This is a genomic window from Microbacterium sp., assembly GCF_047972865.1.
Classification (GTDB): domain Bacteria; phylum Actinomycetota; class Actinomycetes; order Actinomycetales; family Microbacteriaceae; genus Microbacterium.
The window spans coordinates 21,139-33,281 of record NZ_JBKEAY010000131.1; the positions used below are offsets into that span (position 1 = coordinate 21,139).

Consider the following 12,143-nt stretch of genomic DNA (forward strand, 5'->3'; position numbering starts at 1 on the left):
CCGCCTGCGGCATCCCGCGCCGTCGCGCACCCGCACCACACCGACCATTTGGAGCCACCTGTGGCCGAGCAGTCCCGCCTCGACAAAGTCATCGCCCTCGCCCGCCATCGGGGGTTCGTCTTCCAGGCGGGGGAGATCTACGGGGGGTCTCGATCGGCATGGGACTACGGGCCGCTGGGCACCGAACTGAAGGAGAACATCCGCCGGCAGTGGTGGCAGACCTTCGTGCGCGGGCGCGGCGACATGGTGGGTCTGGACTCGTCGATCATCCTCCCCAAACGGGTCTGGGAGGCCTCCGGCCACGTCGCCACGTTCGCCGACGAGGTGGTCGAGTCGAAGATCACTCACCGCCGGTATCGTGCCGACCATCTGTGGGAGGCGTTCGTCGCCAAGCGTGGCCGTGAGCCGGAGAGCTGGGACGAAGTCCCCGATCCCGACACCGGCCAGCGCGGCAACTGGACGGAGCCGAAGTCGTTCTCGGGCCTCGTGAAGACCTACCTCGGCGTCGTCGATGACGAGTCGGGCCTGCACTTCCTCCGTCCCGAGACGGCGCAGGGGATCTTCGTCAACTTCTCCAACGTGCTCACGGCGAGCCGCAAGAAGCCGCCGTTCGGCATTGGCCAGGTCGGCAAGGCGTTCCGCAACGAGATCACCCCCGGCAACTTCATCTTCCGCACCCGCGAGTTCGAGCAGATGGAGATCGAGTTCTTCACGCCTCCGGCCGAAGCCGACCAGTGGTTCCGGCACTGGGTGCAGGCGTGCTGGGACTGGTTCGTCGACCTGGGCGTCGACCCCTCGAACATGCGCCAGTTCGACGTGCCCGAAGATGAGCGGGCGCACTATTCGACGGGCACGATCGACGTGGAGTACCGGTTCGGATTCCCCGGCAAGGAGTGGGGCGAGTTGATGGGCATCGCCAACCGCACCGATTTCGACCTGTCCAGCCACATCGAGGCGTCGGGGCAGAAGCTCACCTACTTCGACCAGGCGTCGGGTGAGACCTATGTGCCGTACGTCATCGAGCCCTCGTTCGGTCTCACCCGCTCGATGATGGCGTTCCTCGTCGACGCGTACCGCGAGGAGGAAGTCCCCAACGCCAAGGGCGGCACCGACACCCGCACGGTGCTGGCCCTGGACCCGCGGCTGGCGCCCGTCAAGGTCGCCGTGCTGCCGCTGTCGCGCAACGAGCGCCTTTCGCCGCTGGCCCGCGAGACCGCCGACCGGCTGCGGGGACGCGGCTGGAACGTCGACTTCGACGACGCCGGAGCGATCGGCCGCCGGTACCGCCGGCAGGACGAGATCGGCACACCGCTGTGCGTCACGGTCGACTTCGACTCCCTCGACGACGACGCCGTCACCGTCCGCGACCGCGACACCATGGCACAGGAGCGCATCGGACTCGGCGCGCTGGAGGCCTCCCTGGCCGAGCGCCTGCGCGGAGCCTGAGCGCCCGCGCCTGCGGGCGTCAGCCGGTGACGGTGATGCGCGCGTAGTCGTTGCCGCCGCCGACGGTGAACGCGTACGCCTTGTGCACGAGGGTGCGCAGCACCTCCTGGTCGACGAGCTCGAGATCTTTGATGTAGACGCACCCGACGCTGGCGGTGTGCGGGCCGAGCCGGGCGAGCTCGGCCGGATGCTCGCCGGTGCCGTCGAGTACGTAGAGGGTGGATGCCGCTTTGCGTGGCGCGAACGCGATCAGGGGCATGTCGCCCTCGTTGCCGGTCGGGTAGCGGTAGTGGCAGCTGCCGAAGCCGATGATCGTGCCCCACAGTTCGGGTTCGCGTCCGCTGACCTCGCTCATGAGCGCGATGAGCGTCTCGGCATCCCGGCGGCGCTTGGCAGGAGTGACCTGCGCCACGAACGCGGCCACGCTCCCTCCGGTGGGCTGCACGTCTCAGCTCTTCGCAGCCTTGGCGGCGGCTTTGGCGGCCTTCTTGTGCTCGCGCACCTTCGCCAGGCTCTCGGGTGAGACGATGTCGGCCACGGAACGGAACGACCCCTCATCGCCGTACGACCCCGCGGCGTCGCGCCAGCCCGCACCGTCGTAGCCGTACTGCTTGCCCAGCAGCGCGAGGAAGATCTTCGCCTTCTGCTCACCGAACCCGGGCAGCGCCTTCAGCCGGCGCAGCACCGTCGCGCCGTCGGGGTCGCCCCGTGTCCAGATCGCGGACGCATCACCGCCCCAGTCCTCGGCGATCGCGGTGCACAGCGCCTGCGTGCGCGCGGCCATCGACCCGGGGTACCGGTGCACCGCGGGGGTCTGCGAGAAGGCGGCGGAGACGGTGTCGGGATCCGTGCCGGCGATGGTGGCGGCGTCGAGGGTGCCCAGGCGCTGCGAGATCTTCAGCGGTCCGGCGAAGGCGGTCTCCATCGCGACTTGCTGGTCGAGCAGCATCCCGACCAGGAGCGCGAGCGGGTCGTCGGTGAGCAGGCGGTCGGCGGCGGCGTCGCCGGTGATGTGAAGTGCCATGAGCACAGTCTGCCAGGGGCCGGTCTGCCAGGAGGTGAGGTGGGAGGATGAACGCATGCCCGAGGAGCCCGCTCTCGCCCGCCACGCCCGTCAGACCCGGGTCGTGGTCGTCGGCGGGGGCATCGCCGGTCTGGTCGCGGCACGCGAGTGCGCAAAGGTGGGGCTGGCGGTGACCCTGGTGGAGTCCTCGGATCGCCTGGGCGGCACGATCGCGCATGCCGAGGTGGACGGCATCCGCGTCGACACCGGCGCCGACCGCTGGGCGGCGTCCTCGCCCGAGATGCGTGCGCTGATCTCCGACGTGGGGCTGGACGCCGAGGCCGTCGCCCCCGCTCCCGGCGCCCGCTGGATCAGCGGGCTGCCGTCGGGGGCGGCGCCGCTTCCTGCGCTGAGCGTGCTCGGCATCCCGGCCAACCCGTGGGGGGACGAGGCGCGGCGTTTCATCGGCTGGGCGGGCGCGTGGCGCGCGTACCTCGATCGGCTCCGTCCGCCGCTGACGATCGGGCACGAGCAGAGCCTCGGCGACCTGGCGCGCACCCGGATGGGGGCACGCGTGGTCGACCTCATGGTCGCGCCGCTGTCTCGCGGCACCTTCGGGGTCGCCCCCGACGACGTCGACGTCGGCATCGCCGCGCCCGGGCTGAGCACGGCTCTCACCCGCACCGGTTCCCTGGCGGCGGCCGTCGCCGAACTCGCCGCCGATGCCCCGGAGGTCCCCGTCCGGTCGCTGCGCGGCGGGCTGCACGCGCTGGTGGACGCGATCGAGACGCAGCTTCGCGAACTCGGTGCCGCGGTCCGGGTGGGCACACGCGCGACGGCGATCACGACCCGCGACGGCGGCGGGTGGCGCGTGGCGGTGACCGGTGAGGACCCCGCGACGGACGAGCCCGAGTCGCTCGACGCCGACATCGTGATCGTCGCGGCGGACGGGCCCGGCGCGCGGCGCCTGCTGGCATCCGCGGTGCCCTTGCCGGAGTGGGACGGGGGCGATGCGATCGATGTCGTCACGATGATCGTTGACGCCCCGGCCCTGGACGACGCGCCGCGCGGCCACGAAGTGCACGCCCGCGACGGCTCGGCCTCTGCGGTGCAGGCCGACGCGGTGTGGACGTGGCTGCGCGCACGCCTGCCCGGCGGCACGCACCTCCTGCGGGTCACGCTGCCCTCCCGGGCGGAGGCAGGCGCCGACCGGACCGGTGACGCACTCGCCGCCGCGGCGAGACTCTACGACCTCGATCCCGCCGCCCTGGACGTGCGGGATGCCGTCACCGTCCGCCGCTGGCGTGCGGAGCCGGCATCCGTGCGGGGACATCGCGCGCGTGCCGACGAGGTCCGCGCGGCGGTCGCCGCCCGGCGCGGTGTGGCCGTCGTGGGTGCCTGGCTCGCCGGCAGTGGGTTGGCCCGCACGGTCGCCGACAGCATCGCCGAGGCGGATCGGGTGCGCAGCGACGCGCTCTGGCGCGGGACCGACATCGACGCCTGAGCGGCGCGGCCGCGGATGCCGGAATCGGCATATGGCGTTACCCTGGACGGACACGACGCGACAACGAGCGTGAGGAGACCCCATGAAGGGGAAAGCAGGGATCGTCGTCGGACTCGCCGCGGGCTACGTGCTCGGATCGCGGGCCGGCAGGGAACGGTACGAGCAGATCAAGGCCGGGTTCGTGAAGCTCTGGCAGACCGAGCCGGTGCAGAACCAGGTCGCCAAGGCCAAGGAATTCGGCAAGTCGGCCGCCTTCGCCGTTCCTAGTGCGCTGTGGGACGGTGCCGTGAAGGTCACCAAGGCGGCCCGCACGAAGGGAACGCCGGGCGCCAAGCTCGACGCCGCGATCGCGGCCGGCAAGGACTCGGCCGACGAGGTCGCCGAGGCGGCCGAGAAGACCGCTGACGGCGTGAAGAAGGCCGCGCGCGGGGCGGACAGCTGACATGAGCACACCCCGCGGCTTCCGGGATCGAGCCGACGACAGCCTGTTCACGCTGCTCGGCGAGGTGCCTGAACTGGTGCGCAACCTCATCACCGCCGAGTTCGACGCCGCCAAGGCATGGGCCAAGCGCGTCGGGAAGGATGCCGGAATGGGGGGCGTGTGGTTCATCATCGCCCTGTTCTTCCTGTTCTGGCTCATCCCGGCTCTGGGTGCCTTCACGATCATCGGGCTCGCGTCCTGGATGCCGGCGTGGGTGGCCTCGCTCATCGTGGTCGGCCTGGGGCTGGTGTTCCTCGTCGTCTTCGCGCTGCTCGGCGTCGGCCGGGTCCGGCGCCTCAGCCGCGGCGGCAATCCCGCGAAATCGTTGGCGAAAGACGCCGTCATGGTGAAGGAGGTCGCCGATGAGTTCTGAGCTTCCCCGTACCGCGGTGCCAGTGGGCATCGCCGACCCGGTCGAGCACGCACGCGCCGAGCTGAAGGCGGCGCTGTGGGCGATCGAGACGAAGACCAATGTGCCCAAGCGGGTGGCCAAGGCAACCGATCGTGGTGTGGCCAAGGCGAAGCGCGTCGCCCGCGACAGCCCCGGGGTCGCCGCCGCCGCCGTGGTGGGTGTGGCCACGGTCGTGGGCGCGGCCGTGTGGGGCATCGTCCGCCTGCTCAGTCGCTGAGCAGTGGCGGTGAAGCTTGCCCGCGGGAGACGGGGTATGCTCATCTGAACAGCGACGACGCAGACGCTGCCGATGACGTGAGTCCCGAGTCGTCATGAGCGGCAGGGGGACCGAAGCGTCGGTCGTCCGATCGTCGGGCGACCGAGGGTGACACACTCCGAGAGTCGACCGATGGACACAGATGCTCCCCAGCCGCAAGCCAAGCCCCTCAAGGGGTGGCGTGTGCTGGTGCCGCGCGGCGGTCCCTGGGGCGACGGCGTGGCCGCCACACTGCGCGCACAGGGCGCAAGCCCCGTGGTCGCGCCGCTGATCAACTTCGCACCCGCCGAGGACCAGGCCGCACTGGAGCAGTCGCTCGCCGACCTCGCGGCGGGGCAGTTCGACTGGCTTACCGTCACCAGTGCGACGACGGTCGACGTGCTGCACGCCTACCGCGCGAGCATCCCGGACACGACCCGCGTCGCCGCCGTCGGCGAGACGACGGCCAGTGCACTGACTGCGGTCGGCTTCCGCGTCGACCTCATCCCCGACGAAGACAACTCCGCGGCCGGGATGGCAGCGCAGCTGATCGACCTGCAATCCGACCCGCTCCGCATCCTGGCTCTGCGCAGCAAGATCGCCAAGCCCGTGTTGGCGCGCCGGCTCGCCGCTGCCGGACACGACGTGCGCAGCGTCGTCGCCTACCGCACCGTCGGGGTGCCGGTCGCGGACCGCATCGTCGAGGAGGTGCGGTCGGGGCGGATCAACGCGATTCTGGTCACCAGCGGATCGGTCGCCGAGCAGGTCCACGCGCAGTTCCCCGACATCCCCGACGAGACCGTGATCGCCGCGATCGGCCCGCGCACGGCGAAGGATGCCCGCAAGGCCGGGCTCGGGGTGCGGGTGGTCGCGCCCGAGCAGACGGTGCAGGGACTCATCGACGCGGTGTCGCGGTTCGTCTTGCCGCACGCCTCCGACGAGTTCGCGATCTGACATCGGATCGTTGCCGCCCGCGTCGCCGGCCGGCGCGAGGCACTGGCAGACTGGGGGCATGGTGACCCTGCTGCTCGACTCGGCTCGACTGGAGGTCGTGCTGTCGCTGGCCGAACGGACGATGACGCTGCGACGAGAACCGGTGCGGGTGGAGCGCACCCGCATCCGCAAGGTGCAACTCGTCGACGACGCCTGGACATGGTTGCGCGGGGTGCGCGCCCCCGGTGCCTACATTCCGCGGGTGCTGGCGGCAGGCACGTGGCGCTCCGCCTCCGGAGCGGATTTCGTGCTCGTGCGCCGCGGCCGGCCCGCCGTCGTGATCGACCTGGAGGGCGACGACCAGTTCCAGCGCATCGTGCTGTCCACGCGGCACGGGCCGGAGCTGGTGCAGGCCCTGCGGCTGGATGCCGATGACGAGCCGGTCGATGTGGTCTCGCTGGCGACGGGGGCGATCCCCCTGGCCGAGGCGGCCGATGTGGCCGAGGCGGCCGAGCCGGGGGACCCGACGGCCTGACGGCCCGGTCGCGCGCGCGGCGCCGGATTCGGAGAATGGCGCTGGAGTCGGAGGGATGCGGGTCGGGGCCGATTCTGCGAGCAGAATCCGAATCCGCGGGCGGGCGGTCGCGGACGAAACGTCAGGTGGGGCGCGGCATAATGTCGGGATGAGCTCGACACCCCCCACCGTGATCGCCCGTACGGACGGTGGTGTCGGCCACCTCACGCTGAATCGGCCGCGGGCCATCAACGCGCTCGACCACGACATGATCGTCCAGCTCGGCGCCGCTCTCACCGCGTGGGAGCGCGATCCCGACGTGCAGATCGTGGTGATCGACGGCGCGGGGGAGCGTGGATTCTGTGCCGGCGGCGACGTCCGGGCGCTCTACGACGACCTCGTCGCGGGGCACACCCCCCGGGTCGGGGCCTACTTCCGCGCCGAGTACGCCCTGAACGCGCGCATCGCCGAGTACCCGAAACCGGTCGTCGCCCTCGCCGACGGCATCACGATGGGCGGCGGCATCGGTCTGGCCGGGCACGCCGCTGTACGGGTGGTGACCGACCGTTCGCGGCTGGCGATGCCGGAGACGCGCATCGGGTTCACCCCCGACGTGGGCGGGACGTGGCTGCTCGCGCACGCACCCGGGCGCATCGGTGAATACCTGGCGCTGACCGGTGCGGTCATGGATGCGGCGGACGCGATCTACGCGGGGTTCGCCGACCACTTCGTGCCCCGAGACCGCCTCGCCGACCTGCGCGACGCGCTGATCACGCGCGCCGACCCGCAGACACCGACCGAGCTGGTGTACCTGTTCGACGAGACCCCCGCCCCGTCACACCTGGAAGCGGCACGACCGTGGATCGACGACGCGTTCGCCGCCGACACCGTCGCCGACGTCTTCGCGCGGTTGCGCGCCCGCCCCGAACCCGACGCGCGTGCTGCCGCGGACACCCTGCTCGAGCTGTCGCCGACCGCGATGGCAGTCACCCTCACCGCCGTGCGCGCCGCGCGGACGCTGCCCGACCTGCGGCAGGCGCTGGCCCAGGAGTACGGGCTCGTGATGTGGTTCGCGCGGACGCAACCCGACCTGCCCGAGGGCATCCGGGCGCAACTGGTCGACAAGGACCGCTCTCCCTCGTGGCGCCCGGCGGCGCTCGCCGACGTTGCGGCCGACCTCGGGCGGGTTGCTCTGGCGGTCGTGCCCGACCCGCCGCTGTGGGGCTGACCGGTGTTCGACAGCCCGCTGTCGGCCTCGGCGTATGACGTGCTGGCCGTCGCCGCCGATGCCGACGACGAGCAACTGCGCCAGGCCTACCGCCGGCGCCTGCGGCAGACCCACCCCGACACCGGCGGCGACGCCGCCCAGTTCGTTCTGGTGCAGCGGGCCTGGGAGCTCGTCGGCACGCCCGCGGCGCGCGCCGCCTACGATCGCGGTCACGGGTTCGGCGCCGATCCGGCGCCCGAGGCGTCGCGATGGCGCCCCCCGGGAAGGCCCGCCGACACCCGGCCGCGGGCCCGTTCGTACGGTCACCCCGGCGGGTGGCGCCGCGAGCGCTACCTGACGCTGATGCGGGAGTGGGTGGGTCGGGGAGTGCCGCTGGAGGACCCCTACGACCCCACCCTGGTGCGCAACGCGCCGCGCGAGGTGCGGCGGCTCCTCGCCGACGCGCTCATCGAGGAGGCCACCGCCCGCATCGTGTCCGAACTGGGCATGGGCTACACCGTCTGGCACGACATCGCCGCGGACCCCCGCGACTCCGACGCGAAGCTCGACCACGTCGTGCTCGGTCCCAGCGGACTGTTCGCGCTGCAGTCCGAAGACCTCGGCGGTCCGGCGAGCATCCGCCGGCGCGAACTGGTCGGCGAGGGTGTCGAGGGGGCGCCGGTGGCGACGGTGGTCGCAATGGCGCGCGCCGTGGCGCGCCAGGCGCGGGTGCGGTTCAGCGGTGCGGTCGTCGTCGTGCCCGACGACGACCTCGACACCGCGGTGGTCGAGCTCGGTAAGGTGCGCGGCATCGCCACTGCCGTCGTGGCCCAGTCGGCATTGTCGACGGTGCTGCGCCGAGGTCTGACCGGAGGCCGCGACATCGGCGGGACGGAGCTGTTCGACATTCGCACCCGGTTGCAGCAGGTGCTCCGGTTCGCGTGAGCGCGGCCTCTCAGCGCAATCCGAACAGCTCCAGCGGATGGGTCAGCCGCCACCACGCGTCGGGCTCGCCGATCGTGTCGCTGAGGATCAGCGCCACCGTGTCCTGGTCGATCGGCCCCGCGAACGTCAGCGTCCCCGCCTCGCCACCGGCGGTGCGATCCCCGGTGAGCGCGACGTCCGTCGACGCGCTCGCCACCGTCCCGTTCCACACCGCCGCCTCCGCCGGTTCTGCGGTCACCACGTCGGACCGGTCGCCCCACAGCGTCTGGACCTCGGCGACCGTTGTGCCCTCGGGCACGACGGCGGGGGCGTCGAGTTCGGCGGCGAGTTCGGTGAGCAGACGCTCGGTCTCGGCGAACCGGAGCGCATTGCTGGGTTGGCCGAGCACGGCGGCGAAGATCTCCACGGGGGTGTCGCCGACGGTGACCTCGTCGGCGGCCAGCAGGTTGTAGCCGCCGTACAGTGTGCCGGTCTTCAGCCCCGTGGCGCCGTCGCCGATCAGGGCGTTGGTGTTCTCGACGACCCCGGCGCCGGGCAGCTCGACCGTCTCGGTGCCGACGATGTCGGCGATCACCGGGTCGGCCATCGCCAGTTCCGCGACCTCGATGAGAGCGGTGGGCGTGGCGACGTTGCCGACACCGATCCCACTCGGATCGACGATCGTGATGCCGTCGATGTCATGCGAGGCGAGGAAGGCGTTGGCCGCGGCGGCGAAATCGGCATCCGTCGGCCACCGGTCGACCGCGAGAGTGTGCGCGTAGTTCCCTGCCGAGCCGATGAGCATTCCCTGCAGCAGTTGTACCTGGCTCAGGGTGCCGCCCACGGGCACGTCGAGGGCGGATTCGCCGCGCCCCAGGTACTGCCAGTACAGTGCCCGGTCCTCGGCCGTGAACCGGCGTTCGGGGCCTGGCTCGCCCGGTTGCAGCGGGTCCGCGTCGAGGACGACCAGCGCGGTGACGACCTTGGTGAGGCTGGCCATCCGCTCGAAGTCGGTCGCCGACGACGGGACGGCGTCCACTCCGGCGACACCGACCGCGGCGCTGCCGAACACCGGCCAGGTGACCGCCGATGCCGGGGCCTGCACCTCGCCGACCGCCGCGGCGGTGATTGTGGGCTGCACGTGATCGAGCGGCCAGAGCAGGGCGGCGGTCGCGTAGACGGATGCCAGGGCGGCCGCGCCGGCGACCGGGCCCCACACGGCGGCCGGCCGTACCCGGCGGCGCGGGCGTCGCGCCAGCAGGTCGGGGGCCGCGGGGCGGTAGGGCCCGGTGAGCTGGGCGATGTCGACGGCAGCGGAGGACTGGGCGACCGCGCCGGTGTCCACCCACGCCAGGGCGCGAGGCGACACCGGCGCGTCGGCGTCGCCTCGCGGCGGGTTCTGGTCGTGTCGCGGTGGGACGGGTGCATCATCCACCCGCTCAAAATACCGCGCACCGAGGCGTTATACTCGACGCCACAACCACGGGAGTCCGGTGAGCCGGGCTGAGAGGAAGCGAATCACGCTTCGACCGTATGAACCTGATCCGGATCATGCCGGCGCAGGGAGGAGAAATCATGCACGCATCCGCGTCCCCCGTCCGTCCCGCCCCCGCGCTCACCCGCTGGCGTGTCGTCGACATCGTCGTGGCCAGCGTCCTCGGTGTCGCGGTGGGCCTGCTGTTCTGGGTGTGGAACACCGTCGGCTACGCCTGGTTCGGCGCGATGGACGCCCTCACCCCGGGCCTGGGCGGTCTCGCCGTGGGAGTCTGGCTTCTGGGCGGTGTCATCGGCGGCCTCGTCATCCGCAAGCCCGGCGCGGCGGTGCTGGTCGAGGTGGTCGCCGCCGTCGTGTCGATGCTGATCGGCAACGTGTGGGGGGTCTCCACTGTGCTGTCCGGTCTCGTGCAGGGACTCGGGGCCGAGCTGGTCTTCCTCGCCTTCGTCTACCGGCGGTTCACCCTCCCGGTCGCGATGCTCGCCGGTGCCGGCGCCGCCGTGGCCGCGTGGGTCTTCGAGCTGTTCTACGGCACGTCGCCCAACATCCTGAAGACGGTCGAGTTCAACCTCATCTACCTGGGGTCGGTCGCGGTGTCGGGGATCGTGCTGGCGGGGGTGGTGGGGTGGATGCTGGTGCGCGCGCTGGCGGCCACCGGGGCCCTCAGCCGTTTCGCCGCCGGTCGCGAAGGCCGCGACGAGGTCTGACGTGACACGTCCGGCACGGGTGACGGCATCCGGATGGGGGTGGCGCTACGCGGGGCGCCGCGCCGCCGCGGTCCGGGACGTGACCTTCACGATCGAACCGGGGGAGCGGGTGCTGCTGCTCGGCGCCTCCGGGGCGGGCAAGTCGACGCTCCTGGCCGGTATCGCGGGGCTGCTCGGCGGAGCCGACGAGGGCGACCAGACCGGTACCGTGCTGATCGACGGCCGGCCCCCGGCGCAGAGCCGGGGCCGGGTTGGGCTGGTGCTGCAGGACCCGGACGCCGGGGTGATCCTGTCCACCGTCGGCGATGACGTCGCGTTCGGGTGCGAGAACCTCGGGGTGGCGCGCGAGCGGATCCCCGAGCGCGTCGAGGCGGCACTGGACGCGGTCGGGCTCGACGTGCCGCTCAGTCGGCCCACCGCGCGCCTGTCCGGCGGTCAGAAGCAGCGTCTCGCGCTCGCGGGCGCGCTCGCGATGGAGCCCGGCATCCTGCTGTTGGACGAGCCGACGGCCAATCTCGATCCGGAGGGGGTCGCGGAGGTCCGCGCCAGCGTGGCCCGCGCGGTGTCCGAGACCGGTGCCACCCTCGTGGTGATTGAGCATCGCACCGAGGTGTGGGCCGGGCTCATGACGCGTGTGATCGTGCTGGGTGCCGACGGCGGGGTGCTCGCCGACGGTGCGCCGGGAGCCGTCTTCGCCGCCCGCGGCGAAGACCTCGCCACCGCCGGGGTGTGGGTCCCGGACCGCCCGGTGCACCTGCCCTCGCCGCCCGCACCGGGCGCCGGCGCGCCGGTGCTGTCGGCGCACCGGCTCGCGGTGTCGCGCGACGGGCGCACGGCGGTGCAGTCTGGCCTCGACCTGGCCGTGCCCGACGCCGGTGCGCTCGTAGTGACCGGGCCGAACGGGTCGGGGAAGTCCACGCTCGCACTCACCCTCGCGGGTCTGCTGCCCGAGTTGAGCGGCCGCGTCGCCGCGGCACCGGCGTTGGCGACCCGGCGAGGCCGGCGCCCCTCGCGGTGGTCTTCGCGTGACCTGCTGACCCGCATCGGCACCGTCTTCCAGGACCCCGAGCACCAGTTCCTGGCGCGCACCGTTCGCGAAGAACTCGCCGTCGGGCCGGCCGCGTCGGGACTGTCGCCGCGGCACGTGGAGGCCGTCGTCGACGACCTGCTCGACCGGCTGCAGTTGACGGCGCTGGCCCGCGCCAACCCGTTCACCCTGTCGGGCGGCCAGAAGCGGCGGCTGTCGGTGGGCACGGTGCTCGCGACGGCGCCTCGCGTGGTC

Annotated in this window: 14 protein-coding genes and 1 riboswitch; of the genes, 11 read left to right on the forward strand and 3 right to left on the reverse strand. The window is 72.3% G+C overall.

The window, feature by feature from the left end:
- Positions 1–60 precede the first annotated feature (60 nt).
- Positions 61–1,446, forward strand: a complete 1,386-nt coding sequence (locus ACK5KK_RS08180) for a glycine--tRNA ligase (RefSeq protein WP_416889606.1) — start codon at positions 61–63, stop codon at positions 1,444–1,446.
- Positions 1,447–1,465: 19 nt separating this feature from the next.
- Here the strand turns inward: ACK5KK_RS08180 and ACK5KK_RS08185 are convergent, their stop codons facing one another.
- Positions 1,466–1,891: a DUF1801 domain-containing protein gene (locus tag ACK5KK_RS08185; RefSeq protein ID WP_416889592.1), complete on the reverse strand. Its 426-nt coding sequence runs from the start codon at positions 1,889–1,891 to the stop codon at positions 1,466–1,468.
- 3 nt (positions 1,892–1,894) lie between these two features.
- Positions 1,895–2,470 (reverse strand): HhH-GPD-type base excision DNA repair protein, encoded by a 576-nt coding sequence (locus ACK5KK_RS08190; RefSeq protein ID WP_416889593.1) that lies wholly within the window; start codon positions 2,468–2,470, stop codon positions 1,895–1,897.
- 55 nt (positions 2,471–2,525) lie between these two features.
- On the opposite strand from ACK5KK_RS08190, the gene ACK5KK_RS08195 reads away from it, so the two are divergent.
- The 8 genes from ACK5KK_RS08195 (at position 2,526) to ACK5KK_RS08230 (ending at position 8,680) form a co-directional block, all read left to right on the forward strand.
- A complete protein-coding gene (locus ACK5KK_RS08195; protein ID WP_416889594.1) occupies positions 2,526–3,953 on the forward strand; it encodes a protoporphyrinogen/coproporphyrinogen oxidase in 1,428 nt (475 codons plus the stop codon).
- 82 nt (positions 3,954–4,035) lie between these two features.
- On the forward strand, positions 4,036–4,395 hold the full coding sequence (locus ACK5KK_RS08200; RefSeq protein ID WP_416889595.1) for a hypothetical protein: 360 nt from the start codon (positions 4,036–4,038) through the stop codon (positions 4,393–4,395).
- 1 nt (position 4,396) lies between these two features.
- The gene (locus ACK5KK_RS08205; RefSeq protein WP_416889596.1) at positions 4,397–4,807 is read left to right on the forward strand and encodes a phage holin family protein; all 411 of its coding nucleotides are present in this window, start codon (positions 4,397–4,399) and stop codon (positions 4,805–4,807) included.
- On the forward strand, positions 4,797–5,063 hold the full coding sequence (locus ACK5KK_RS08210) for a hypothetical protein (RefSeq protein ID WP_416889597.1): 267 nt from the start codon (positions 4,797–4,799) through the stop codon (positions 5,061–5,063). Before ACK5KK_RS08205 ends, ACK5KK_RS08210 begins: the two co-directional genes overlap by 11 nt.
- Positions 5,064–5,234: 171 nt before the next feature.
- Positions 5,235–6,035, forward strand: coding sequence for a uroporphyrinogen-III synthase (locus ACK5KK_RS08215; RefSeq protein ID WP_416889598.1), 801 nt, complete (start codon positions 5,235–5,237; stop codon positions 6,033–6,035).
- 58 nt (positions 6,036–6,093) lie between these two features.
- The gene (locus ACK5KK_RS08220; RefSeq protein ID WP_416889599.1) at positions 6,094–6,549 is read left to right on the forward strand and encodes a hypothetical protein; all 456 of its coding nucleotides are present in this window, start codon (positions 6,094–6,096) and stop codon (positions 6,547–6,549) included.
- 148 nt (positions 6,550–6,697) lie between these two features.
- Positions 6,698–7,756 carry an enoyl-CoA hydratase/isomerase family protein gene (locus ACK5KK_RS08225; protein WP_416889600.1) on the forward strand — a complete coding sequence of 353 codons (1,059 nt, stop codon included), beginning with the start codon at positions 6,698–6,700 and terminating at the stop codon, positions 7,754–7,756.
- Positions 7,757–7,759: 3 nt separating this feature from the next.
- Complete coding sequence (locus tag ACK5KK_RS08230; protein WP_416889601.1) at positions 7,760–8,680, forward strand: DnaJ domain-containing protein; 921 nt, start codon at positions 7,760–7,762, stop codon at positions 8,678–8,680.
- 10 nt (positions 8,681–8,690) lie between these two features.
- Here the strand turns inward: ACK5KK_RS08230 and ACK5KK_RS08235 are convergent, their stop codons facing one another.
- Complete coding sequence (locus ACK5KK_RS08235) at positions 8,691–10,094, reverse strand: hypothetical protein (protein WP_416889602.1); 1,404 nt, start codon at positions 10,092–10,094, stop codon at positions 8,691–8,693.
- A 37-nt stretch (positions 10,095–10,131) separates the two neighbouring features.
- Positions 10,132–10,242: riboswitch (TPP riboswitch) on the forward strand.
- Here ACK5KK_RS08235 and ACK5KK_RS08240 point away from each other — a divergent pair.
- Positions 10,235–10,861 carry an ECF transporter S component gene (locus ACK5KK_RS08240; RefSeq protein WP_416889603.1) on the forward strand — a complete coding sequence of 209 codons (627 nt, stop codon included), beginning with the start codon at positions 10,235–10,237 and terminating at the stop codon, positions 10,859–10,861. Its footprint overlaps the riboswitch before it by 8 nt.
- 1 nt (position 10,862) lies before the next feature.
- A partial coding sequence (locus ACK5KK_RS08245; RefSeq protein ID WP_416889604.1) for an ABC transporter ATP-binding protein occupies positions 10,863–12,143 on the forward strand: 1,281 nt, incomplete at its 3' end.

Bases quoted from the DNA above. Each gene is read 5' to 3' on its own strand.
- ACK5KK_RS08240 (WP_416889603.1), top strand. From the start codon at position 10,235: ATGCACGCATCCGCGTCCCCCGTCCGTCCCGCCCCCGCGCTCACCCGC.
- ACK5KK_RS08195 (WP_416889594.1), top strand. From the start codon at position 2,526: ATGCCCGAGGAGCCCGCTCTCGCCCGCCACGCCCGTCAGACCCGGGTC.
- ACK5KK_RS08210 (WP_416889597.1), top strand. From the start codon at position 4,797: ATGAGTTCTGAGCTTCCCCGTACCGCGGTGCCAGTGGGCATCGCCGAC.
- ACK5KK_RS08205 (WP_416889596.1), top strand. From the start codon at position 4,397: ATGAGCACACCCCGCGGCTTCCGGGATCGAGCCGACGACAGCCTGTTC.
- ACK5KK_RS08225 (WP_416889600.1), top strand. From the start codon at position 6,698: ATGAGCTCGACACCCCCCACCGTGATCGCCCGTACGGACGGTGGTGTC.
- ACK5KK_RS08190 (WP_416889593.1), bottom strand. From the start codon at position 2,470: ATGGCACTTCACATCACCGGCGACGCCGCCGCCGACCGCCTGCTCACC.
- ACK5KK_RS08200 (WP_416889595.1), top strand. From the start codon at position 4,036: ATGAAGGGGAAAGCAGGGATCGTCGTCGGACTCGCCGCGGGCTACGTG.
- ACK5KK_RS08220 (WP_416889599.1), top strand. From the start codon at position 6,094: ATGGTGACCCTGCTGCTCGACTCGGCTCGACTGGAGGTCGTGCTGTCG.
- ACK5KK_RS08215 (WP_416889598.1), top strand. From the start codon at position 5,235: ATGGACACAGATGCTCCCCAGCCGCAAGCCAAGCCCCTCAAGGGGTGG.